The organism is Methylobacterium sp. 174MFSha1.1 (assembly GCF_900116815.1).
Taxonomy (GTDB): Bacteria; Pseudomonadota; Alphaproteobacteria; order Rhizobiales; family Beijerinckiaceae; genus Methylobacterium.
The window spans coordinates 94,125-117,153 of the sequence record NZ_FPCB01000027.1 but is presented as its reverse complement, the minus strand read 5'-3'; the positions used below and the strand labels follow the sequence as shown (position 1 = coordinate 117,153).

The 23,029-nt window shown below is 70.8% G+C and carries 18 protein-coding genes and 2 tRNA genes; 11 read left to right on the top strand and 9 right to left on the bottom strand.

Annotated elements, in window-relative coordinates; all coding sequences use genetic code 11:
* Positions 1–461: 461 nt before the first annotated feature.
* The 3 genes from BM430_RS22805 to lipB all read right to left on the bottom strand — a co-directional run bounded on the left by BM430_RS22805 (position 462) and on the right by lipB (position 3,715).
* The gene (locus BM430_RS22805) at positions 462–1,427 is read right to left on the bottom strand and encodes a Tim44 domain-containing protein (protein WP_093569533.1); all 966 of its coding nucleotides are present in this window, start codon (positions 1,425–1,427) and stop codon (positions 462–464) included.
* Positions 1,428–1,615: 188 nt separating this feature from the next.
* The gene (locus tag BM430_RS22800; RefSeq protein WP_244539626.1) at positions 1,616–2,761 is read right to left on the bottom strand and encodes an ATP-binding protein; all 1,146 of its coding nucleotides are present in this window, start codon (positions 2,759–2,761) and stop codon (positions 1,616–1,618) included.
* A 228-nt stretch (positions 2,762–2,989) separates the two neighbouring features.
* Positions 2,990–3,715: a lipoyl(octanoyl) transferase LipB gene (lipB, locus tag BM430_RS22795; protein WP_093569532.1), complete on the bottom strand. Its 726-nt coding sequence runs from the start codon at positions 3,713–3,715 to the stop codon at positions 2,990–2,992.
* A gap of 60 nt (positions 3,716–3,775) precedes the next feature.
* Between lipB and BM430_RS22790 the strand changes: the two genes are divergently transcribed.
* The 3 genes from BM430_RS22790 to BM430_RS22780 all read left to right on the top strand — a co-directional run bounded on the left by BM430_RS22790 (position 3,776) and on the right by BM430_RS22780 (position 4,564).
* Positions 3,776–4,081 (top strand): FliM/FliN family flagellar motor switch protein, encoded by a 306-nt coding sequence (locus BM430_RS22790; protein ID WP_093569540.1) that lies wholly within the window; start codon positions 3,776–3,778, stop codon positions 4,079–4,081.
* A gap of 122 nt (positions 4,082–4,203) precedes the next feature.
* A tRNA-Leu gene (locus BM430_RS22785) sits at positions 4,204–4,288 on the top strand.
* A gap of 191 nt (positions 4,289–4,479) precedes the next feature.
* Positions 4,480–4,564, top strand: a tRNA-Leu gene (locus BM430_RS22780).
* A gap of 455 nt (positions 4,565–5,019) precedes the next feature.
* Here the strand turns inward: BM430_RS22780 and BM430_RS22775 are convergent.
* Positions 5,020–5,850 (bottom strand): ABC transporter permease, encoded by an 831-nt coding sequence (locus BM430_RS22775; protein WP_093569531.1) that lies wholly within the window; start codon positions 5,848–5,850, stop codon positions 5,020–5,022.
* A gap of 47 nt (positions 5,851–5,897) precedes the next feature.
* A complete protein-coding gene (locus BM430_RS22770; RefSeq protein ID WP_093569530.1) occupies positions 5,898–6,554 on the bottom strand; it encodes a peroxidase-related enzyme in 657 nt (218 codons plus the stop codon).
* 129 nt (positions 6,555–6,683) lie between these two features.
* Between BM430_RS22770 and BM430_RS22765 the strand changes: the two genes are divergently transcribed.
* The 4 genes from BM430_RS22765 to BM430_RS22750 all read left to right on the top strand — a co-directional run bounded on the left by BM430_RS22765 (position 6,684) and on the right by BM430_RS22750 (position 13,351).
* Positions 6,684–11,561, top strand: coding sequence for an NAD-glutamate dehydrogenase (locus BM430_RS22765; RefSeq protein ID WP_093569529.1), 4,878 nt, complete (start codon positions 6,684–6,686; stop codon positions 11,559–11,561).
* Positions 11,558–12,202 (top strand): 5,6-dimethylbenzimidazole synthase, encoded by a 645-nt coding sequence (gene bluB, locus BM430_RS22760; protein WP_093569528.1) that lies wholly within the window; start codon positions 11,558–11,560, stop codon positions 12,200–12,202. The genes BM430_RS22765 and bluB overlap by 4 nt, the downstream gene beginning before the upstream one ends.
* Before the next feature lie 97 nt (positions 12,203–12,299).
* Positions 12,300–12,707, top strand: coding sequence for a tautomerase family protein (locus BM430_RS22755; RefSeq protein ID WP_093569527.1), 408 nt, complete (start codon positions 12,300–12,302; stop codon positions 12,705–12,707).
* Positions 12,708–12,766: 59 nt separating this feature from the next.
* Complete coding sequence (locus BM430_RS22750; RefSeq protein WP_093569526.1) at positions 12,767–13,351, top strand: TetR/AcrR family transcriptional regulator; 585 nt, start codon at positions 12,767–12,769, stop codon at positions 13,349–13,351.
* Here the strand turns inward: BM430_RS22750 and BM430_RS22745 are convergent.
* The 4 genes from BM430_RS22745 to BM430_RS22730 form a co-directional block, all read right to left on the bottom strand.
* Positions 13,342–13,668: a DMT family transporter gene (locus BM430_RS22745; RefSeq protein WP_093569525.1), complete on the bottom strand. Its 327-nt coding sequence runs from the start codon at positions 13,666–13,668 to the stop codon at positions 13,342–13,344. The two genes, BM430_RS22750 and BM430_RS22745, sit on opposite strands and share 10 nt — an antisense overlap.
* Positions 13,665–14,816, bottom strand: coding sequence for an SDR family oxidoreductase (locus BM430_RS22740; RefSeq protein ID WP_244539625.1), 1,152 nt, complete (start codon positions 14,814–14,816; stop codon positions 13,665–13,667). The genes BM430_RS22745 and BM430_RS22740 overlap by 4 nt, the downstream gene beginning before the upstream one ends.
* A gap of 297 nt (positions 14,817–15,113) precedes the next feature.
* Positions 15,114–16,379: an ATP-binding response regulator gene (locus BM430_RS22735; RefSeq protein ID WP_093569538.1), complete on the bottom strand. Its 1,266-nt coding sequence runs from the start codon at positions 16,377–16,379 to the stop codon at positions 15,114–15,116.
* Between the two features lie 95 nt (positions 16,380–16,474).
* Positions 16,475–17,674 (bottom strand): FIST N-terminal domain-containing protein, encoded by a 1,200-nt coding sequence (locus tag BM430_RS22730; RefSeq protein ID WP_093569524.1) that lies wholly within the window; start codon positions 17,672–17,674, stop codon positions 16,475–16,477.
* Positions 17,675–18,298: 624 nt separating this feature from the next.
* Here BM430_RS22730 and BM430_RS22725 point away from each other — a divergent pair.
* The 4 genes from BM430_RS22725 to BM430_RS22710 all read left to right on the top strand — a co-directional run bounded on the left by BM430_RS22725 (position 18,299) and on the right by BM430_RS22710 (position 22,913).
* The gene (locus BM430_RS22725; protein ID WP_093569523.1) at positions 18,299–18,964 is read left to right on the top strand and encodes a response regulator; all 666 of its coding nucleotides are present in this window, start codon (positions 18,299–18,301) and stop codon (positions 18,962–18,964) included.
* Between the two features lie 398 nt (positions 18,965–19,362).
* The gene (locus tag BM430_RS22720) at positions 19,363–21,426 is read left to right on the top strand and encodes a carbon starvation CstA family protein (protein WP_093569522.1); all 2,064 of its coding nucleotides are present in this window, start codon (positions 19,363–19,365) and stop codon (positions 21,424–21,426) included.
* 4 nt (positions 21,427–21,430) lie between these two features.
* Entirely contained in the window at positions 21,431–21,649 is a 219-nt protein-coding gene (locus tag BM430_RS22715; protein WP_093569521.1) for a YbdD/YjiX family protein, read from the top strand.
* A gap of 292 nt (positions 21,650–21,941) precedes the next feature.
* Entirely contained in the window at positions 21,942–22,913 is a 972-nt protein-coding gene (locus tag BM430_RS22710) for a DMT family transporter (RefSeq protein WP_093569520.1), read from the top strand.
* Positions 22,914–23,029: the final 116 nt, after the last annotated feature.

The window sequence follows — 23,029 nt, the reverse complement described above, 5'->3', positions numbered from 1 at the left end:
CCGCCGCTTGAGGAGCGGCGGGACGCGACCTTCGGTGAGCAAGGAGCTGTAAGCACGGCCAAGGCCAGAGCAGGATGAGGGACCTGGGACCAGGACACTCCGCCACGTCATCGCGCGTCACAGCGCGTCGGGATGTTGGGAGCCTGGTTCTTCGCAAGGAACGCTTGTGCGCACCCCTTGGTGGCCCGCCGTCGTCCTCGTCGCATCAACCGCGGCGGCACGACGGCATCAGAGGCCGGATACATGACTGCTCCTGAACCGACTGGCTCAAACCGATGCTCACAAACCCTTGCGAAACGGGGGCCGTCCATACATGACGTAGAGGGTTCTCGGCCCGTGTGCTGATCGATAGGTCACGTATCCCTTCAGCCAAGGCTTCCTGAACAAGAAAGCCCCCGATCCGCCGAGGACCGAGGGCTTCGCCGAAGGCCGCGGGGAGCTTGCTCCCCGCTCAACACACGTTATCGCGTCTGCTGGATGGCCGAGACCACCCACTGACCGCCGCGCTCGCGCATGAAGGTCCAGACCTCCGTCGCCTCGGGCGGGTTGGTCTCGACGACCCGGCCGCTGGCGCGGTCGATCACCGCGTCGCGCAGGGTGTAGCGCATCGCGACGGTGGCGTAGTCGACCGGACCCTCGCGCCAGGATTCGGCGAGGTCGCCCTGCTGCAGCTTCACGTCGGCGATCTTGTTGACCACGCCGCGGGCGGCGTTGGCCCGGATCTCCTCGCCGAAGTAGCCGAACATCTCCGGCGTCGTCAGGCGGCGCAGGGTGGCGGCGTCCTCGGCGCCGTAGGCGAGCTGGACCTGGCCGAGCGTGCGCTCGAAGGCCTCGAAATCCTGCGGGCCGATGCCGACCTCGTCGCGCTGGGCCGGGCGGGCCTGCGCGGCGGCGGCACCGCCGCCGAGACCGGCGCCGAGACCGCCGAGGCCATTGCCGCCGAGCGGACCGCCGGGACCGGCCGCCGGGCCGCTGCGGTTATAGGCGCCCGCCATGGCCGGCTCGGCCTGGCGGCGGCGGAAGAAGCGCAGGACCAGGAACACCACGCCGACCAGCAGGCCTACCTGGAGCAGCAGGCCGAGGAACGACGCGATGCCGCCGAGGCCGCCGAAGAAGCCGCCGCCGATCAGCGCGCCGAGCAGGCCCGCGCCGAGCAGACCGGCAAAGAAGCCGCCGCCGAAGCGCCGCTGCGGGGCGGCCGGGGCGCCCATCGGCGAGCCGGGCTGCGTCATCGAGCGCTGCATCGGCGCCGGGGCGCCGGGGGCGGTCGCGGTGGAGGGCGGGGCCGAATAGGTCTTGGAGCCGCGCGAGCCCATCGAGGAGCCGCTGCCGGGACGCGCCTCGCCGGCCGTCGCCGCCACGGCCATCAGGGCCGCCAGGCCGAAGGCCACCGCCGTCCGGCGGCCGCGGGAGAAGGTGGTCATCATCGGTTCGTATCGCCTCGTGCCATCACCAGTGAGGGGCGTCCCGCCCCCTGCCATGCATATGGGGGCGCGGGTGGCGCAGTAGAAGGGAGGCATCGTGCGGAATGCCGTCCTGTTCGCAACTACACCCGATGAAGAGTCGCCGATCCGTGTCAGATCTGCCAAGCGATAAATTTTTGAGATGACAGGGATTAGCGACCGGCGGCACTTCGTTGCGACCGCGACCGCGGGATCTCGGCGGCCGGGAAGGTGAGGCGCACCACCGTCCCCTCGCCCGGGCTGCTGCGCAGGGCGACGGCGCCGTTCTGGCGCTTGACCAGGGCGTTGAGGATGGCGAGCCCGGTGCCGCGGCCGGGCTCGCGGGTGGTGAAGAACGGCTCCAGCGCCCGGGCCAGCACCTCCGGCGGCATGCCGGCGCCGGTATCCGCCACCGTGAGGGCGACGTGGCGCCCGGCCGCGCCGTCGGCGGCCACGCCCTCGCCGCCGTGGTTGCGGGTCTGGACCGTGACGCGCCCGCCCGCCGGCATCGCCTCGGCGGCGTTGCCGAGCAGGATCTGCAGGATCAGCTCGGTCTGGACGGGATCGATGCAGGCGATCCACAGGTCCTCGGCGAGGTCGAGCTCGAGACCGATCCCCTCCCCCAGGAAGCTCAGGGCCCGCTCCCGGTGCTCGCGCAGCAACCCGTTGAGGTCGACCGGCCGCGGCTCCGGCCGGTGCCGGCGCGAGAAGGCCAGGAGGTGGCGGGTGAGCGAAGAGGCGCGCTCGGCGGCGTCGGTCGAGCGGCTGAGCGCCCGCTGCACGAAGGCGTCCGGATGCTCGCCGAGGCGCCGGCGCAACCCGTCGACGTAGCCGACCAGGATCTGCAGGAGGTTGTTGAACTCGTGCGCGACGCCGTTGGTGAGCTGGCCGAGCGCCTCGCGCCTCTGCGCGAGACCGAGCGCCGCTTCGAGGTCGCGGCGGCGCGAGGTCTCGACGATCTGGACGAGATGCAGCGGGTCCGGCCCCGGCAGCGGCGAGAGGTGCACGAGCCCCCAGAGCGTCGCCCCGTCGCGCCGGCGCAGCAGCACCTCGGTGCTGCCGGGGCCGCCGGAGGCGAGGAACGCCCGCAAGGCCGCCTCGGCCTCGGGCTCGGCACCCAGGACGGCAAGGGCGGAGGGCGCCTCTCCGAGGAGCGCGCGGGCGGCCGGATTGGCGAAGCGCACCTCGCCCGCGGGACCGGGCGCGACCAGCAGGGACGGCAGGGGAGCGGCCGCGAGAACGTCCAGGAGCGCGGCACGCGGCATCCCGGCCTCCCCCGGCGCCTCGGCGGCCGGCACTGGCGCGGGGACATCCGGCACGGGCGGACCTCCGTGATGCGCGGGCCGGGGCCGCCCGCCGAGAACATCATCCGACGAACCGGTCACGGGTTCGCCGGACGATGCAGCACAATCAAGGACCTGGAGCCGCGCCCGGCTGCAGCGCGACCGGGCGCCGATCGAGGCGGCCGGGCCGTCGCCGCGGTCATCGCCGCCACTCTAGAGCAAGTCCGGCCGGGGTGGAAACCGCGGGACCTGCTTCTGTCCGGCTTAAGCCCGCCCATCGTCGTCGACCAGCACCGTGGGCCCGAAGATCGTCTCGAAGCGCCCCCGCAGCACCGCGTCGACCTCCGGCATCGTCACCGGCCGGCCGAGATCGACCAGACTGGTGACGCCGTGCTCGCGCACGCCGCAGGGCACGATGCCGGAGAAGTGCGAGAGGTCCGGCTCGACGTTGAGGCTGATGCCGTGGAAGGTCGCCCAGCGCCGCACCCGGATGCCGATCGCCGCGATCTTGTCCTCGACGCCCGGCCCCTTCTCCGGCCGGCGCACCCAGACGCCGACCCGGTCCTCCCGGCGCTCGCCGCGCACCGTGAACGCCTCGAGGGTCGCGATCAGCCAGGCCTCCAGGGCGGCCACGTAGGCGCGCAGGTCCGGCCGGCGGCGGTTGAGGTCGAGCATCACGTAGGCCACCCGCTGGCCGGGGCCGTGATAGGTGTATTGCCCGCCCCTTCCCGTGCGGTGGACCGGGAAGCGCTCCGGCGCCACGAGGTCAGCTGCCTTGGCGGAGGTGCCGGCGGTGTAGAGCGGCGGGTGCTCGACGAGCCAGACGCGCTCCAGGGCGCGGCCCTCGACGATGGCGGCGGCGCGCGCCTCCATCGCGGCTTCCGCCTCGCGGTAGTCGAGGAGCGCGTCGCGGACCACCCACTCGACGGGGGGGCTGCCGGGGGCGGGCAGGAGGCTGTCCGGGGCGGTGGCGAGCCGGTCGTTTACCAAGGCTTCACCATAAGATCGGATTGTTGTCGCATCGTCTCGTCGTCAGGGTGGGTGCGTCCGTTGCCGGTACTCGACATTCTCAAGGTGGATCTCGCTGTCGTGCTCGGCCGGACCCGGATGCCGATCCACATGCTGCTGCGCATGGGCCGCGGCGCGGTGATCGAGCTCGACTCCACCGACTCCGATATGGTCGAGATCCTCGCCAACAACCACCCGATCGCCCGCGGGCAGATCGTGGTCACCGGCAACCGCATCTCCGTGGAGGTCACCGAGCTGATCCGCAAGGCCGAGGTGGTGCGCGAGCCGGGCGTCCGCATCGGCGACGGCAGCGCCGGCCTGCTCAATGCCCTGTCGGACGCCCTCTAGGCGAGAATGTTCGCCGGATCCGCATCGGGGCGCTTGCGTCCCCCGGAGGGGACTGGTATTCGCAGCCTCGCTTCGGACGGGTCTCACCCCCGCCCCGCCGGTTCCGGCGAGACAAGCACTCCGCGGCCGTGGCGGAATTGGTAGACGCGCTAGCTTGAGGTGCTAGTTGGGCAACCAGTGGAGGTTCGAGTCCTCTCGGCCGCACCATCCATCCTGCAGGGTCTTCGACCGCGGCGGGACGGGATGGGAACCGGGTTCGGCATGAGCATCTCGATCCTCGTCGAGATTGCGAGCCGGACAAGGTTGCCGACGCGTCGAGCCTTTTCGTGGTTCCGAGGATCGTTATTGCAAGACTTTTTACTTCAGCTGGACGGTTTTTTCAATGTCCAGCACGCTCCGCGGCCGTGGCGGAATTGGTAGACGCGCTAGCTTGAGGTGCTAGTTGGGCAACCAGTGGAGGTTCGAGTCCTCTCGGCCGCACCATCCCTCCTTCGTGCGGGATGTCGGGATCCTCGCTGCAGGATCAACGCTCTCCCGGACGCGATAGCGCGGAGAGCAATTCCTTTCGAACTTGCCCCCGATCGACCTGCGGTCCATCGCAATCGCGATGGCTGTCGTGATGCCTGCGACCGGGCGGCGCGCCCTGCGCGCATCCACCGGGCAGCCCCGCACCCGCCTCGCGACCACGGGACTCGTCCGTTGCCGACGATCGATCGTCTCGTCGAGAGATTTACCCGAAGAGACGCCCCGAGAGACTTGCCCGAGCTGTCTGCCTGGCGCTCGTCCTCCCGGAGAGCTGCCGCCCGCGCCCCCGGCATCATCATCAGCGATGCGACAGGCCGATCCGGATTGGAAGGCCGGACGGCTGAGCGCGTCCGACGGCAAGCGTGCCGTCGGGCCATCCCCAGGCGCCGAGACGCGCCCCTGCGCGCGCGCCCTCAGTTGAGGAAGCGCGGGACCACGAAGCGGATGCCCAGGAGACCGCTCAGCGCCAACGCGCCGCTGACGATGAGCACGAACATGATGTCGGCATCCGCCCCGTAACCCGGATAGAAAGCCGACCGGCACACCTTGACGATGTGCATGAGCGGGTTCCACTGCACGTACTCATAGATGACTGCCGGCATCGACTCGACCACGATGACCGTTCCACTCGTAAAATAGATGATGAGAATGGGAACAATAATAATAACCATCCACTGTGGAAGCATTTGTGAGATGAAGACGTTGAAAAATCCCACTCCCATTGCAAAAAATAGCGAGAGGAGCATGCTCTCGCAGAAAGCATAGGGATCCCTTGGTACGACATGCGCGCCGCAGCACGCAGCGATGAAGAAAACCAGAAATATGCTGAGGCTGCTGGTACAAATCTCCACGAGGGCGCGCGACATGACGACGTCGAAGAATTTAACTTGTGGAAAATATATCAACTGCTTGTTCATCATCGGCCCCTCCATCATCTTCCGAGACATGTAGTTGAGGATGATGTAGGGGGACAGGCCGGACACGGCGAACAGCACGATGCTGTCGCCGATCGGCGTCGGCTTCTTCATGACGGCGTAGATGGCGGTGATGACGAGGATGTGGGCGCAGGGCCAGCCGACGGCGATGCCGTAGCCCCACATCGTGCCGCCGAAGCGGGTGCGCATGTCGCGCACCATGAGGGCGCCGAGCACGTCCAGCTGGACCTCGACCGCCGACTTCGCCTGGTACGCCATCCACCGCTCCCGCTCGGCCGATGCGCCGGAGGCGTGCTCGACCCATTCCATGCTCGACGAGCGCGCCTACGCCGACAATGCGGCAACCGGGTGACGGGTCAGGCCTCGTCCGGGCCGGGCAGGGTCCGCGCCTCGCCGTGGTAGGAGCGGTTCGGACGCATGTCGACGGCCGAGGCCATGCGGTTCGACATGTTGAAGAAGCTCGCCACCGCCGAGATGTCCCACAGGTCGCGCTCGGAGAAGCCGGCATCGCGCAGGGCGTCGCGGTCCTCCTCCTCGATGGTCCAGGGCGCCTCGGTCAGCGCCACCGCGAAGTCGAGCATGGCGCGGTGGCGGCCCGAGAGGTCGGCGGCGCGGTAGTTCATCGCCATCATCTCGCCCAGCACCGGATCGCCCGAGAGGCTGCGCACCGCAGCGCCGTGCGCGGTGAGGCAGTAGTAGCAGCGGTTCACGCTCGACACCGCCACCGCGATCATCTCGCGCTCCAGCTTCGACAGGCCCGAAGGCGCCAGCATCAGGTCGTTGTAGAGCGCGGCGAAGGCCTCGAGCTTGGCGCTGTCATGGGCGTAGGCGAGCAGCACGTTCGGCACGAAGCCGATCTTCTCGCGACACTTGTCGAAGTAGGCCTGCATCTCCGGCGATAGGTCGGGCGAGGGAGGCAGATCGAGGGCCATCACGGTGCCCTCGGTCTCCTGCGGCGCAGGCCGCTCGCCGACCTCGGGCTTCGCGCCCGCCTTCTTCCTGCCGCCGCTCATGCCCGTGCCCTCCCCGTCATCGTGCCTCCTCTATAGGCAGTTTGATGTGCGCAGGCGAGGCCGGGGTTGCGGGGGTCGCGACGCTGTGCCACCGCTCGCGGCAACAACCTCGGCAGAGGACGAGCAGACGTGGAACCCTCGACCGCGACCGCGACCCCCGAAGCGAAGGCCAGCCGCACCGACCTGATCGCCGCCGCGGCGGCTTTCGCCGAGGACAGGGGAGGACCCGGAGGCTTCGTCCGCGACCTCTTCGGCCGCGTCGCGCCGGAGGACCTGACCGCCTACCCGCCCGAGGCCCTGGCCGACCTGGCCCTCGCCGCGAGGGCGCATCTCGCGGCGGCCCGGCCCGGCCGCACGACCAGCGCGGTGCGCCTCTCCGACATCGAGGTGGAACTGGGCGGGCGTCGGCGCGACCTCACGGTGCTGGAGGCGGTCAACGCCAACCGGCCGTTCCTGCTCGATTCGACGCTCGCCGAACTCGTCGCCCGCGGCTACCAGCCCCGCCTCGTCGCCCACCCGATCCTCGGCGTCGAGCGCGACGCCGAGGGCGCCCTGGTGCGGGTCGTCGGCGAGACCACGGCGCAGGAATCCCGCGACGGGGCCGGCGGCGAGGCCGGGGCTCTCGCCCGCGAGAGCTTCATCCACATCCATCTCGACCGCATCGACGACGAGGCCGCCCGCGCCACCCTCGCCGCCGGTCTGGCCCGGGTCTACGCCGACGTCGCCGTGACGGCGGCCGACCACACCGCCATGGTCGAGCGGCTGGCCGAGGCGGCGGCGGCCTACACCGACGCGCCCTCCCCCCTGGCGCCGGAGGAGCGGGCGGAGGCCCGCGCCTTCCTCGACTGGCTGCGCGACGGGCATTTCGTGCTGCTCGGCCTGCGCGAATACCGCGACGCGGGCGGGGCCGACCATGCCGGCGTCAAGGGCAGCGGCCTCGGCCTCCTGCGCGATCCCGCCGTCGAGGTCCTGCGGCGCGGCGACGCCATGGTGGCGGTGACGCCGGAGATCCGCGCCTTCCTGGAAGGGCCGGAGGCGCTGATGGTGACCAAGGCGAGCCTGCGCTCGCGGGTGCGCCGGCAGGCCCATCTCGACATGGTGGCGATCAAGCTGTTCTCGGGCGACGGGCCGCTCTCGGGCGAGTTGCGCCTCGTCGGCCTGTTCACCGGCAGCGCCTATGCGAGCCGGGCCGAGGAGGTGCCGTATCTGCGCCGCAAGGTGGCGGCGGTCCTCAGCCGTGCCGGCCTCGACCCGACGAGCCATGCCGGGCGCTCCCTCGTCCACGTGCTCGAGACCTATCCGCGCGACGACCTCTTTCAGATCGAGCCTGGCCTGCTCCTGCGCTTCGCGCTCGCCATCGTCTCCCTCGCCGACCGGCCGCGGGTGCGGGTGCTGGCGCGGCCCGACAAGTTCGGCCGCTTCGTCTCGCTGATCGCCTACCTGCCGAAGGACCGCACCGACGCGCGGCTCCAGGCCCGGATCGGCGCCTACCTCGCCGAGCAGCTCGGCGGACGGCTCTCGACCATCGCGCCGGACTATCCGGAAGGGCCGCTCGCCCGCCTCCACGTCATCGTGGCGACCCCGGGCGCGCCGCCCGACGAGATCGACGCCGAAAAACTCGAGGCCGGCATCGGCGCGCTGTCCCGCACCTGGGCCGATTCCCTGCGCGAGGCGCTCGCCGAGACCCGCGGCGGCGACGCGCGGGGCCTCGCCGCGGTCTATGCCGATGCCTTCCCGGCGGGCTACCGCGAGATGTATGCCGGCGCCCAGGCGCTGCCGGACATCGCGATCCTGGAGCGGATCTCGGAAGGCCAGCCCCGGGCGGTCGATCTGTTTCGCCGGCCCGGCGATCCCGACACGCGGATCGGCCTGAAGGTGTTCTCCCGCGGGACCGCCCTGCCGCTCTCCGAGCGGGTGCCGGTGCTGGAGAATCTCGGCTTCCGGGTCATCGACGAGCGCTCGTACCGCCTCAAGCCCGAGGGGACCGGCGCGCGGGTCTGGCTGCACGACATGGTGCTGGAGCGTGCCGGCGGCGGCGCGATCGACGTCGCGGCGGTGGAAGGCCCGGTCGAGGCGGCCCTGCTCGCCCTCGCCCGCGACCTCGCCGAGTCGGACGCCTATAACCGCCTGGTGCTGGAGGCCGGGCTCGGCTGGCGCGACGTCGCGCTGGTCCGGGCGCTCGGGCGCTACCTGCGCCAGCTCCGCATCCGCTATGGCCAGGACTACCTGGCGGCGACGCTCGCCCGCCATCCGGCCCTGGCCCGCCGCCTCGTCGCGTTGTTCTACGCCCGCTTCGACCCCCGCCGCGACGGCGACCGCGCGGCGGCGCAAGAGGGCGTGCGGGCCGAGATCGAGGCCGACCTCGCAGGGGTCACCAGCCTCGACGAGGACCGGATCCTGCGCCGCTTCGTGAATCTCGTGGAGGCGGCGCAGCGCACGAACTTCTTCCAGATCGGCCGCAACGGGCTGCCGCCTGAGACGATCGCGTTCAAGTTCCGCTGCGCGCGCGTCGACGGGATGCCGCTGCCGCGGCCGCTGTTCGAGATCTTCGTCTACTCTCCCCGCGTCGAGGGCGTGCACCTGCGCTTCGGCTACATCGCCCGCGGGGGCCTGCGCTGGTCCGACCGGCCGGAGGATTTCCGCACCGAGGTGCTCGGCCTCGTCAAGGCGCAGCAGGTCAAGAACGCCGTGATCGTGCCGGTCGGCGCCAAGGGCGGCTTCTTCCCCAAGCGCCTGCCGCCGGCCTCCGACCGCCAGGCCTGGATGCAGGAGGGCACCGAGAGCTACCGGATCTTCATCCGGACGCTCCTCTCGCTCACCGACAACATCGTCGACGGCAAGATCGTGCCGCCGCCCGCCACCGTGCGGCACGACGACGACGACGCCTACCTGGTGGTCGCCGCCGACAAGGGCACCGCCACCTTCTCGGACGTCGCCAACGCCCTCTCGATCGAAGCGCATCACTGGCTCGGCGACGCCTTCGCGTCCGGCGGCAGCCAGGGCTACGACCACAAGCAGATGGGCATCACCGCCCGCGGCGCCTGGGAGGCGGTCAAGCGCCACTTCCGCGAGGTCGACATCGACATCCAGGCCGAGCCGGTCACGGTGGCGGGCGTCGGCGACATGTCGGGCGACGTGTTCGGCAACGGCATGCTGCTGTCGCGCTGCCTGAAGCTCGTCGCCGCCTTCGACCACCGCGACATCTTCCTCGACCCCGATCCCGACGCAGCCGCCGCCTTCGCCGAGCGCAAGCGCCTGTTCGACTTAGCCCGCTCGTCCTGGGCCGATTACGACCGATCGAAGATTTCTCCGGGCGGCGGGGTGTTCTCGCGCCAGGCCAAGACCGTGCCGCTCTCTCCCCAGATCCGGGCCCGCCTCGGCCTCGACCGGGCGGAGGCGACGCCCGCCGAGGTGATGCAGGCGATCCTGCGGGCGCCCGTCGACCTCCTGTGGTTCGGCGGCATCGGCACCTACGTGCGCGCCACCTCCGAGAGCGACGACGACGCCGGCGACCGGGCGAACGACGCGATCCGCATCACCGGCTCCGAGCTGCGCGCCCGGGTCGTCGGCGAGGGCGCGAATCTCGGCCTGACCCAGCGCGGCCGGATCGAGGCCGCCCGCCGCGGCGTGCGCCTCAACACCGACGCGATCGACAACTCGGCCGGCGTCAACACCTCGGACGTCGAGGTCAACATCAAGATCGCGCTGGCGACGCCCGAGCGCGACGGCCGCCTGAGCCCGGAGAGCCGCAACGCCCTCCTCTCCGGCATGACCGAGGCGGTGGCCGACCTGGTGCTGAGGAACAACCAGCTCCAGACGCTGGCCCTCTCCCTCGCCCAGCGTTCCGCCGCGACCGAGACGGGCTTCGCCGCCCGGCTGATGCAGAGCCTGGAGGCCGACAACCGCCTCGACCGCGGCGTCGAGTTCCTGCCCTCGGACGCAAGCCTCGCCGAGCGGGCGCAGGGCGGCGAAGGCCTGACGCGGCCGGAACTGGCGGTGCTGCTCGCCTACGCCAAGCTCGCCCTCAAGGACGCGCTCCTCGACAGCGCGGTGCCGGACGATCCCTACCTCGCCCGCGAGCTGGAGCGCTCGTTCCCGCCGGTGCTGGTCGCGCGCTATCCCGACGCGGTGCAGGGCCACCGCCTGCGCCGGGAGATCATCGCCACGAGTCTGGCCAACGCCATCGTCAACCGCGGCGGGCCGACCATCGTCAGCCGGCTGGCCGACGAGACCGGCGCCGAGGCCCCGTCCATCGCCGCGGCCTACGCGGTGACCCGCGACGCCTTCGGGCTGATCGACCTCAACAAGGCGGTGGACGCGCTCGACGGCGCGATCGGCGGCGACCAGCAGCTCGCCCTCTACGCCGAATTGCAGGACCTCCTGCGCCAGCGCATGGTCTGGTTCATCCGCAACAACGAGGCCGCCCCCGGCGGCATCGAGGCGGCGGTACAGCGCTACCGCGACGGCATCGCGGCGGTCTCGGAGGCCCTGCCGGGCGCCCTGCCGCCGGCCGCCGCCGAGGCGCTGGCCCGGCGCATCCGGACGCTCGTCGACCACGGCGTGCCGGAGGCCCTGGCCTCCCGCCTCGCCGCCCTGAGCGAGCTCGGCGCCGCGCCCGACATCGTCCAGGTCGCCGAGGCGACCGGGCGCCCGCCGGCTGCGATCGCCGCGACCCACTTCGCGATCGCCGACCTCTTCCGCCTCAACGCCCTCTCGGCCGCCGCCCGGGCGGTGCCGGTGGCCGACACCTTCGACCGCATCGCCCTAGAGCGGGCGGTCGCCGGCATCGCCTCGGCCCACCGGGCGCTCACCGCCGAGGCCGCGGCGTACGAGGCGCAAGGAGCGGCCGCGGTCGAAGCCTGGAGCCAGGCCCGCGGCGCCTCGCTCGCCCGCATCCGCACCGCCGTCGCGGCCATCGCCGCCTCGGGCCTCACGGTATCGAAGGTCTCGGTGGCGGCGAGCCTGCTCGGGGATCTGGCACAAAGAGGGGATCTGGCGCAGCGATGAGCCCGCCGGATTTCGGGCAGGAATCCGGGGAGACGTTCCGGTCCCGCTTCGCGGAGCTGGTCGCCTGGCGCCGCGACGTGAGGCGCTTCCGCCCCGATCCGGTGCCGGAGGACGCTGTCCGGGAGTCCCTGGCGCTCGCCTGCCTCAGCCCCTCGGTGGGCAACAGCCAGCCCTGGCGCTTCGTGCGGGTCTCGGATTCCACCCGGCGCGCGGCGGTGACGGCGAGCTTTTCCCGCTGCAACGAGGCCGCCGCGGCCGCTTACGCCGACGAGCGGGCCGCGGCCTATCGCAGCCTCAAGCTCGCGGGCCTGCGCGAGGCGCCCCTGCATCTCGCGGTGTTCTGCGACGAGGCGACGGGGGCCGGCCACGGGCTCGGCCGCGCCACCATGCCGGAGATGCTGCGCTACTCCGCGGTGACGGCGGTCCACACCTTCTGGCTCGCGGCGCGGATCCGCGGCCTCGGGGTCGGCTGGGTGTCGATCCTGTGCCCCGAGGAGGTGACGGCCGCCCTCGACGTGCCGGCTGACTGGCGGCTGATCGCCTATCTCTGCGTCGGCTACCCGGCGGAGGAACACGCCGACCCGGAGCTGGTGCGCCACGGCTGGCAGGCGCGTCAGGAGGCGCCGCTCCTGGAGCGGTGAGCGGGATGCAGGCCAGGGCTGCGGCCATCGCATTTTATACATACTAGTAGGTACAATAGAAAGACCGAGGCTGCTCCTGCAGCCGCGGAGGTTTCCGATGCCCCTGGTCCACATTTCCCTCAAGCGCGAACGCCCCGCATCCGAGCGGCGTGCCATCGCGGACGCCGTCCACGCCGCCCTCGTCGGCAGCATCGGCGTGCCGGCCGACGACCGCTTCCAGATCGTCTCCGGCCGGTTCGACGAGGTGATCTACGATTCCCACTATCTCGGGATCGCCCGCAGCGACGATCTGGTGATCGTGCAGATCCATCTCTCGACCGGTCGCAGCGTCGCGCAGAAGAAGGCGTTGTTCGCCGTCATCACCGAGAATCTCGGCGCGGCCGGGGTGCGTCCGGAGGACGTGTTCGTGAGCCTCGTCGAGACGGCGCGGGAGAACTGGTCCTTCGGCAACGGCATCGCCCAATACGCCGATGCGCCCCCGCCCCACCTCGCGGGCGCGGCCTGACGCTCTGGCCTGAAAGTCCCGGCCGCGGCATACCGCGCTCCGGCGGCAGGAGAGGCGGCATGGCGCGGCAGGGATCATCGAAGCGCGACGCGATCGTCGCGGCGACGAAGGTGCTGCTCTGGGAGCGCGGCTACGAGGCGACGAGCCCGCGGGACGTGCTGGCGCTGAGCGGCGCCGGCCAGGGCAGCCTCTACCACCACTTCCCCGGCAAGCGGGAGGTGGCGGCCGCGGCGCTCGCCGAGATGGCCGAGGAGGAGATCGCGGGGATCGACGCGCTGTTCGCGTCCCACACCCCACCCCTCGACCGTGTGCGAGCGTACCTGACGCGCGAGCGGCAAGCGCTGCGCGGCTGCCGCCTCGCCCGCCTCGCCAACGAAGCCGCCATGGAGGAGCCCGCCCTGCGCGAGCCGGTCGCGGCCTATCTCGGGCGCATCCAGGCCTCACTTCGCGCGAGCCTGGAGGAGGCGAAGGCGGCCGGCATCCTCATCCCCGGGATCGAGCCCGCCCCGTTCGCCGCGGTGCTGATCGCGATCGTCGAGGGCGGCTTCGTGCTCGCCCGGGTGCACTGGGACGAGGCCGCGATGCGCGAGGCCGTCGACGGCGCCGTGCAGCTGCTGGCCGCGGTGAGCCGCCCTCAGGCGTGAGCCTGCGCCGCCGCCAGGATGCCGACGCCGACCGCGATGACCCCGATGCCGAGGATCATCAGCGGGGTCACCGGCTCGCCGAACAGGATGGCGCCGCCGAGGGCCGCGCCGACCATGCCCACCCCGGCCCAGATCGCGTAGACGATCCCGATCGGCAGCATGTCCATGCTGCCCGACATGAGCCACAGGGCGGTGCCGTAGCCGAGGGCGACCAGGACGGTCGGCCCGGGGCGGGTGAGCCCGTCGGCGGCCTTGAGCGACAGGGTGGCGGTGATCTCCGCCAGGATGGCGACCGCGAGCGTGAGATAGGGGGTCATGCGGTCGCCGTGAGCGGCAGCGGCTCGGCCGCCGCGGAGGCCGTGAACATCTCGAGGTCGTCGACGAACTGCTCGACGATGTCGGTGGAATTCGCCAGGCAGGCCCCGAGATAGTCCGGCAGGGAGGGCGGCGCCGCGATGCCCTCGGCGAGGAGCCGGTCGTTCGCGAAGGTGAAGTCCAGGGCGCAGAACATGTAATAGGCCCGGGTGGCGCGCAGCATCGCGTGCTTCAGGGCCGTGTCGAGCCCGAAGGTCGCGGCGAAGCGCTCGCGAAGCGCCGCGCGGTCGGCGAAGTCGAAACGATCGACGAGGCGCGGGTCGCCCTCCGGGTCGGCGGTCTCGAAGGCCCGGAAGAGATCCGGCCAGCGGGTCAGCGACCCCTCGCCGGCGGAGACATGGTAGAGGTCGTGCGCGAGATCGGGCTTCAGCAGCAGCCCGAGCAGGGAAGCGGCGGCCCAGTCCACCGGCACGATGTCGATGCCGGTGCGGGTCTCCGTCGGCAGGAGGCGGAGCCGGTCGGCAGCGCGGACCAGCCAGAGGATGCTCGAGCTGGGGCCGGCCCCGAGGGTCGAGTGGCCGACGACGATCGAGGGCCGTGCCACGACGAGCGGCAGGTCGGTGAACTCGGCCGCGAGGGACGTCTCGGCCGCGGCCTTCGAGGCCGTGTAGGCGACGAGGTGGCGGTCCTCCGGGCGCGGCGGCGCCTCGCGCACCAGGGTGGGCGCGTCGGCGCCGCAACTCATGGCGGTGCCGACATGCAGGAAGCGCCGGAGCTTCGGCATGAGGCGGGCGCGTCGGGCGAGCGCCAGGGTGCCGAGGTGATTGGTGCGGAAGACCCGCTCCTCACCGCGGTAGGACGTGTCGGCGGCGAGATGGAGGACGTGCGTCACGTCGTCGAGCCGCGGGTCGGCATCCTGGTCGGCGCGGGTGAAATCCCCCGGCACGATCGTCACCTGCCGGGCGAGGCGACGGGCCGTGAAGAGATCGGTGAAGCGGGAGAGCCGCGCCGCGATCCTCTGGTAGCCCTGCTCCGCGTCGGCGCAGCGCACGAGGCAGACCCACTCGGTGCCGTCGCGCCGGCTCAGGGCCTGGTGAAGGACGGCGCCGCCCAGAAAGCCGGTTGCGCCCGTCAGTAATATCCGTGCCACGCTGGACCTCCCCGCATTCCGGAGAGATGCCACAAACGAGCAGTCAATAAATCCGTCCTGGCGGCATCGATCTCTTATTCGCGCAGTATGTTGCGCGTGCGCAACCGTCTATTTCTCATTGTGATTAGTCCATTCGAGCGAAAATTGAGCTGGAAACAAAATGGAAACACTTAGCATAGTCCGTCCGGCCTAGGGCGACACGAGGACGATAGTCCGCTCACCGCTCGGCAAGGCGGATTTCTGCCTCGAATGTCTTCAGAAATACTTGAGAAACAATCGCCGTCGAGCCGCGCGGGCTCAGCTGCGGCTCAGCAGATGGGCGAGGAGCGCGCGCAGCTGCGCCGGCTTCAGCGGCTTGTGCACCAGTTCGCAGCGCGCCGCCCGCACCCGCGCCTCGACCTCGGACGAGTGGTCGGCGGTGGTGATCACCGCCGGGATGTCGTGGCCGTGGACGGAGCGCAGCCATTCGACCGTGTCGAGGCCGCAGGCACCGCCGTCGAGGTGGAAGTCGGCGACGACGACGTCGGGGCTCCAGGTCGTGCCCAAGAGCCGCACCAGGCTGAGATGGTCGCGGGCCGCGAACGCGTTGGCGTCCCAGCCGTGAAACAGCCGCGCCAGGGCCTCGAGCGCCGCCTTGTCGTTCTCGATCAGCGCGATGCGGGCGCCGGTCAGGCTCGTCGGCGGAACCAGCGAGGGGGCGGACCGGGGCGGCTCGGGGGCGCAGGGGGTAAGGTGCAGGCTGAAGCGCGAGCCGTGGCCGACCCGGGATTCGAGGCTCAGGCGATGCCCGAGCGCCTGGGCCGAGCGGCGCACGATCGACAGGCCGAGGCCGAGCGCGATCTCTCCGTCGACGCTCTCGCGCCCGCCGCGGTGGAACTCCTCGAAGATCAGGTCCTGCTCGTCGGCCGGGATGCCGGCACCGGAATCGACCACGTCGATGCGGATCTCGGGGCCCCGCGTCCTCGCCGCCACCAGCACGCCGCCGGCGGCGGTGTACCGGATCGCGTTCGAGACCAGGTTCTGCAGGATGCGCTGGAGCAGCACGAGGTCGCTCGCCACCCAGGCCTGGCCGCCGCGCACCGACAGGCGCAGGCCCTTGCGCGCCGCCAGCGGCCCGAAGCTCGCCTCGACGCTCTCCAGCACGTCGGCGACGAGCACCGGCCGCACCACCGGCTGGATCAGCCCGGCATCGAGCTTCGAGATGTCGAGCAGCGTCTTGATCAGGTCCTCGATCGTCTGCAACCCGCGCTCGACCTGCCCGACGATGGTCCGCGCCTCGGGTCCCACCCGCATGTCGGCGAGCGCCGAGATCGACAGCCGCGCCGCGTTGAGGGGCTGGAGCAGGTCGTGGCTCGCCGCGGCGAGGAAGCGGGTCTTCGAGCGGTTGGCCCGCTCGGCCTCCTCCTTGGCCGCGGTCAGGTCCAGGTTCGTGCGCTCCAGGCTGCGCATCAGCGCCGTCAGCTCCTCGGTGCGGGAGCGGACCTGGCCCTCCAGGGTGATGGCGGTCTGGAACAGCGAGTAGGCGCTGCCGCGCTGGTCCATCGTGCGCTCGACCTGGGACATCAGGGCGGCGTTGATGCGCTCCAGCTTGGCGATGCGGCGGTGGAGCGCCGCGACGTCCTCGCCCGCCTCCCCGCTCCGCGCCTCGTCCGTCGCGCTCACGGGCCGGCGGGCCGGCCGATGGCGATGCCCGTGAAGGTCTGGTTCAGGTGCATCGAGCGGTACTGCTCGCCGTAGGTCTCGAACCCGACGACGTTGTAGTGCCGGTAGAGGTCGGCGATGCTGTGGCGGACCTGGTGGATCTCGGCGTCGAGGCGGCGCAGCACGCATTCGAAGCCGATCACCAGGTCGACGCCGCCGAGCCGCGCGTCGAGCCGGGCCAGTTCCTCCCGGGTCGCCTCGACCAGGTCCTTCTGACGCGCCAGCGTCAGCACCACGCCGCTCTCGATGGCGCAGTGGAAGCTCAGGGACTGGTCCGGGTTGAGGTGGCGGATCGAGCGGCAGAAATAATCGCCGCCGACCCGCACCACGAGCGGGTGCGCGGCGAAGCTCGTCGGCGTCAGCGCCTCGGGATCGAGGCCCAGCGCGTTGGCGTACTCGACCGCCGCCGGCTCGGCGTTGAGCTCGCGCACGGTGCGCTGCTCGTGGTCGGTGTCGGTGACCACGAACTTGACGCTCGTGGGCTCGAAATTGTCGTTCTTGAAGATCTCCACGGGGAAGTCGGACTCGACCAGGAGCAGGATCGCGGCCCGGCGATGCACCTGCCCGTCATGGATCAGCGCCGTCTCGGAGAAGGTGAGCTCGTCCCCGGCCGAGCCGCCGACGAGGGGCACCCCGTCGAGCCCGTAGCCGATCGCGGCGATCACCGTCTCCTCGGCATTGGCGAGGCCGTCGATGAGCGAGATCGCGAAGAGCTGCCCGCCGCGGCTGATCTTCTGAAGGGCGCAGCGTAAGGAGCGGATCGAGGCGGCGGCCCGCTCGGCGTCGAGATGGTCGACCGCCTCCAGCACCGTCGAGGCGATGCGGAACCCCTCGTGCGGGAAGGCGATCGCCACGAGGCCGCGGTCGAGCCCGGCCATCGGGCTGATCTCGCCCGAGGAGGTGCAGCCGGCGACCCGCACGCCCGGGAAGGCGCGGGCGAACGCGGCGTTCAGCGCCTCGACCCCGTAGACCGGCGAGAAGAAGATGACGAGGTGGGCGATGCGGGCGATGTCGAGGGAGGCGGCGAGCGCCGCCACGGCGGCCTCGGCCCCGGCTGCCTCGGTCCAGGCGGTCTGGATGCCGCAGCGATGCGAACGCGTGCGCGTGTCCTCGCCAGGCCCCTGACACGGCCCCTGACTTGGCTCCTTGCCCGGCATGGCTCGCGCCGAGTCTGCCCGCGCCAAGGTGTCCAGCACCAAGCGGTCCCTCCCGTCTCGCCGGCTCCGTTGCGGCATTGCCGCCATTATGCGGCGCGGGGATGCGGCTGGCAACAAAGGCGTTGAGGGTGCGCAGGCGCGGCGAGGGTGCGCAGGCGCGGCCGGTGCGGCGGCCACGCCTGCGCTGGGGACCGGACGGGCGATCGCCCCCGCGATCAGCGGCCGCGCCGCCCCACGCGACGCCACCGCCAGATGCCACGTTCCGCTCCCACCCGCTCCGCGGTGAGGAGGTCCTTCGGCCGCCGAGGTCGCACGACGATAGGACCGGCGTGGCGCCGGCCACCATTGGACCAATGTGCAGGACGGGCCGGCCGCCCCGGATCCATACCAAAGCATGGTGGCTGCTGAGGGAGGCGCATGCTAACCGTTTCTTCGACTTATGGGTGCGGCGGCGTTGCTGCACTCGATTTGCGAGTGCGAGTGCGCGTGCCGTGCGGCCCTCCGTGCGGTCCCGCGCCGGCGAGAGGATGATCCGCTGCGATGGTGGGATTGACCGGTCCGGCCCCTGGGGTGTCTCTTCCACGGCCGGACGGAGCGCCGACGCCCGTCGCGGAGGGGTCGGACATGCACCTGATCATCGTCGACGATCACCCGTTGTTCCGCGATGCCCTGAGCAGCGCGGTCCGCCTCGCCTTCCCGGCCGCCGAGGTCGAGGAGGCGGACGGCATCGAGAGCGCCTGCGCGGCCCTGTCCCGCGGCCGCTCGATCGACCTGACGCTCCTCGATCTCACGATGCAGGGCGTCAACGGCTTCGACGGGCTGATCGCCATCCGCACCCGCTTCCCGCGCATCCCGGTGCTGGTCGTGTCGGGCCTCGACGATCCGCGCATCGTGCGCGAGGCGCTCGCCCACGGCGCCGCCGGCTTCGTGCCCAAGGCCGCCGGCAAGCCAGTGCTGATCCGCGCCATCACCGACGTGCTCAACGGCGCCGTCTTCGTGCCCGAGGGCGTGACCGGCCCGGCGGAAGCCCCCGGCCGCAAGCCCGGCAAGGCGCCGATCGCCGAGCGCATCGCCGAATTGACCCCGCAGCAGGTCCGGGTGCTGCTGATGATCCGCCAGGGCAAGCTCAACAAGCAGATCGCCCACGAGCTCGGCGTCGGGGACTCGACCGTGAAGGCCCACGTCTCGGAGATCCTGCGCAAGCTCGGCGTCATCAGCCGGACCCAGATCGTCATCGAGACGGCGAATCTGGATTACGACCACATCCTGGCGGGATTGCCTTCGAGTTGATCGTCATTTCATAAATCAACTTCAGACATCGGTAGTCCTACAACAGCACGATCTCCGCTCCACGGCGTCATTCCGGGGCTCGCCGCAGGCGAGAGCCCGGAATCCAGAACCACAGTTCGTACCAGAAGAAGCGGAACGCTTCATTTCGATACGGATGCACCTGCGGTTCTGGATTCCGGGCTCCGCTGCGCGGCCCCGGAATGACGATGAGGGTGTTAGATCTCCGCTTTACGAATCCGAACCGCCCCTCATCCGTCCTTACGACGAAAGTCTAATCCTTCCCCAGCGTCCCCGACTCGCCGCCGCATTGGCAGCCCCCGGCGTTTCCTTTACCCGAAAGTCGAAGGAAGCCGCCGAAGCCCGTTGTCAGCCCGGCGGCGAAGCCGGGAGGAAACCTGATGACAGCCGTCCGGAAACACGGACCCTGGGCCCTCGTGGGCGCGCTCGGGGCCGCCGCCCTCGCCGTCGTGGCGACGCAGCGCGGCGAGAGCATCAACGCCCTCTGGATCGTCGTCGCGGCGGTCTCGGTCTACCTGATCGCCTATCGCTACTACTCGCTCTACATCGCCGACCGCATCATGCGGCTCGACCCGACCCGCCAGACCCCGGCGGTCCGGCACAATGACGGGCTCGATTATGTCCCGACCGACAAGTACGTCCTGTTCGGCCACCATTTCGCGGCGATCGCGGGCGCCGGTCCGCTGGTCGGCCCGGTGCTGGCCGCCCAGATGGGCTACCTGCCGGGCCTGCTCTGGATCCTCTCCGGCGTGGTGCTGGCCGGCGCCGTGCAGGACTTCATGGTGCTGTTCGTCTCGATGCGCCGCGACGGCCGCTCACTCGGCGAGCTGATCCGGACCGAGCTCGGCACGATTCCCGGCGTCGTCGCGTTGTTCGGCGCCTTCCTGATCATGGTCATCATCCTGGCGGTGCTGGCGCTGATCGTCGTCAAGGCGCTGGCCGAGAGCCCCTGGGGCACCTTCACGGTGATGGCGACGATCCCGATCGCGCTGCTGATGGGCGTCTACTCGCGCTGGATCCGCCCAGGCCGCATCGGCGAGGTCTCGATCCTCGGCTTCGTGCTGCTGATGGCCGCGATCGTCTTCGGCCAGAACGTCGCCAACGACCCGACGCTGGCCGCGCTGTTCACCTTCACCGGCACGCAGCTGTGCTGGATGCTGATCGGCTACGGCTTCGTCGCCTCGATCCTGCCGGTCTGGCTGCTGCTTGCCCCGCGCGACTACCTCTCGACCTTCCTCAAGATCGGCACCATCGTCGGCCTGGCGCTCGGCATCCTGGTGCTGGCGCCGCATCTCCAGATGCCGGCGGTGACGAAGTTCGTCGACGGCACCGGGCCGGTCTGGTCGGGCTCGCTGTTCCCGTTCCTGTTCATCACCATCGCCTGCGGCGCGGTCTCGGGCTTCCACAGCCTGATCTCCTCGGGCACGACGCCGAAGCTGATCGACAACGAGGTCAACGCCCGCTTCATCGGCTATGGCGGCATGCTGATGGAATCCTTCGTCGCCGTGATGGCGCTCGTCGCCGCCAGCGTCATCGATCCGGGCGTGTACTTCACCATGAACTCGCCGGCGGCGGTCGTCGGCACCACGGCCGAGAGCGCATCGGCGGCCGTCACCGCCATGGGCTTCCCGATCACCGCCGACACGATCAAGCAGACGTCGGCCGACGTCGGCGAGCACACGGTGATCTCGCGGGCCGGCGGCGCGCCGACGCTCGCGGTCGGCATGGCCCACATCATCTCGAACGTCATCGGCGGCAAGGCGATGATGGCGTTCTGGTACCATTTCGCCATCCTGTTCGAGGCCCTGTTCATCCTCACCGCCGTCGATGCCGGGACGCGGGCCGGGCGCTTCATGCTCCAGGACCTGATCGGCGTCGCGGTGCCGGCCTTCAAGGACACCTCGTCCTGGGGCCCGAGCATCGTGGCGACGGGCCTCTGCGTCGCGGCCTGGGGCTTCTTCCTCTACCAGGGCGTGACCGATCCCCTCGGCGGCGTGAACACCCTGTGGCCGCTCTTCGGCATCTCGAACCAGATGCTGGCGGCGATCGCGCTGACGCTCTGCACCGTGGTCATCTTCAAGATGAAGCGGGAGCGCTACGCCCTCGTCACCATCGTGCCGACGCTGTGGCTCGTCGCCTGCACCCTGACCGCCGGCCTGCAGAAGGTGTTTTCCGCCGACCCGCGGGTGGGCTTCCTGGCGCACGCCGACCGCTACGCCACGGCGCTTGCCGAGAACAAGGTGCTGGCGCCGGCGAAGAGCGCCGACCAGATGCGCCAGATCATCTTCAACGACCGCGTCGACGCGGTGCTGGCGCTGGTCTTCGTCGGCGTCGTGGTGGCGATCATCGCCTTCGGCGTGAGCGCCTGCCTCAAGGCCTACCGGGCCGACCGCTGGACCGCAATCGAGGCGGATCCGCGGGCGGTGCCGGCGGCGGCGGAGTGAACCGATGGGCGCCGAGACCTTGCGCGAGCGCTGGACGACCCTGACGCGCTGCGTCTGCGACGGGGCGCGGCTGATGGTCGGCCAGGGCAACTACGACACCTACGTCGCCCATATCCGCAAGACCCATCCCGACCAGCAGCCAATGACCCCGACGGAGTTCTTCCGCGAGCGCCAGAACGCCCGGTTCGGCGTCGGCGGCCGCGGCGGCTTCCGCTGCTGCTGAGGCCCCTCGCCCGCGCGGGCTCGACCCCGCGCGGGCGAAACAACACGCAACGCCAAACCTGGTTCCGGCGAAGATGGAACGTCTTCATGGTTCTTTCAGGTTACACCCGTAACGCTTGCGGCGGGATGATGGCAGGGACGTCGCAAGTCGCCGCCGCCCCAACACGATCCGGTAAAGCGTGCCTTAACTAGGGCTGATCGGACAGCATGGCCGCTTCGCGCATTCGGCACGGCTGAGCTGACCGGGGCGGTGCTACAGATGAGCTCCCTCATCCGCACACGCCGTTAGCCCCGTGGCCACCCTGACACTCCCCGTCGCAATCCCCTCCGCCCGCCCGGCCCTGCCGGCCCTGCTCGGCGACCAGCCGCTGCGCGGCATCGTGCTGGTGGTGGTCTCCACCGTCTTCCTGTCGAGCTCCGACGCGACCGCCAAGTACCTCACCGGGCAGCTCTCCGGGATCGAGGTGGCGTGGCTGCGCTATGTCGGCTTCCTCGCCGTGATGCTGGCGGCGGCCGTGGTGCGGGCGCAGCTCAAGCGCGGCGCCTCGCCGTTCCGCAGCGCCCGGCCGGGCCTGCAGGTGGTGCGCGGCATCGCCCTCGTCGGCTCCTCGCTGCTGTTCCTCGCCGGCCTGCGCACCCTGCCGGTGGCCGAGATCACCGCGATCGCTTTCGTGTCGCCGATCTTCGTCACCGCCCTGTCGATCCCGGTGCTCGGCGAGAAGGTCGGCGCCCGGCGCTGGGCCGCCGCCCTCGTCGGCCTCGCCGGCGTACTGATCATCGTGCGGCCCGGCACCAGCGCGTTCCAGGCCGCCGCGCTCCTGCCGATCGTCTCCGCCCTGTTCTGGGCCGCGGCGCTGGTCGTCACCCGCAAGATCAACGGCTACGACGCGCCGCAGACCACCATGACCTGGTCGGCCATCGTCGGCTTCGTGATCCTGTCAGGCATCGTGCCCTTCGCCTGGGAGACCCCGAACCTCAACCAGGTCGCGATCGGCGCCGCGATCGGCTTCATCTCGACCGCCGGGCACTGGATCGTCACCATCGCCTACCGCCACGCCCCGGCCTCGACCCTGGTGCCGTTCTCCTACAGCCAGATCATCTGGGCCGGCCTCCTCGGCTTCCTGTTCTTCGGCACGGTGCCGGACGCCTATATGGGCCTCGGCGTGCTGGTGATCTGCGGCAGCGGCCTCTACACCGCCCACCGCGAGCGGATGCGCCGGGTGCCTGCCCCGACCGGGGTGCTGCCGGCGGGCGGGGTGCGCTGACGCTTGGCTGACACTTGCAAGGGCGGTCGCATCGCGGCCGCCCTTGCCATGTCTCCCTTTGGTGGTCGCGCCGCGACCGCCCCTGGCACGTCTCCTCTTCCCCGAAGGACCGCCGG

Coding starts and splice junctions, on each gene's coding strand:
- BM430_RS22805 (WP_093569533.1), bottom strand. CDS start 1,427: ATGATGACCACCTTCTCCCGCGGCCGCCGGACGGCGGTGGCCTTCGGC.
- BM430_RS22775 (WP_093569531.1), bottom strand. CDS start 5,850: ATGGAATGGGTCGAGCACGCCTCCGGCGCATCGGCCGAGCGGGAGCGG.
- BM430_RS22770 (WP_093569530.1), bottom strand. CDS start 6,554: ATGAGCGGCGGCAGGAAGAAGGCGGGCGCGAAGCCCGAGGTCGGCGAG.
- bluB (WP_093569528.1), top strand. CDS start 11,558: ATGAGCCCGCCGGATTTCGGGCAGGAATCCGGGGAGACGTTCCGGTCC.
- BM430_RS22755 (WP_093569527.1), top strand. CDS start 12,300: ATGCCCCTGGTCCACATTTCCCTCAAGCGCGAACGCCCCGCATCCGAG.
- BM430_RS22750 (WP_093569526.1), top strand. CDS start 12,767: ATGGCGCGGCAGGGATCATCGAAGCGCGACGCGATCGTCGCGGCGACG.
- BM430_RS22745 (WP_093569525.1), bottom strand. CDS start 13,668: ATGACCCCCTATCTCACGCTCGCGGTCGCCATCCTGGCGGAGATCACC.
- BM430_RS22735 (WP_093569538.1), bottom strand. CDS start 16,379: ATGTCCCAGGTCGAGCGCACGATGGACCAGCGCGGCAGCGCCTACTCG.
- BM430_RS22730 (WP_093569524.1), bottom strand. CDS start 17,674: ATGCCGGGCAAGGAGCCAAGTCAGGGGCCGTGTCAGGGGCCTGGCGAG.
- BM430_RS22725 (WP_093569523.1), top strand. CDS start 18,299: ATGCACCTGATCATCGTCGACGATCACCCGTTGTTCCGCGATGCCCTG.
- BM430_RS22720 (WP_093569522.1), top strand. CDS start 19,363: ATGACAGCCGTCCGGAAACACGGACCCTGGGCCCTCGTGGGCGCGCTC.
- BM430_RS22715 (WP_093569521.1), top strand. CDS start 21,431: ATGGGCGCCGAGACCTTGCGCGAGCGCTGGACGACCCTGACGCGCTGC.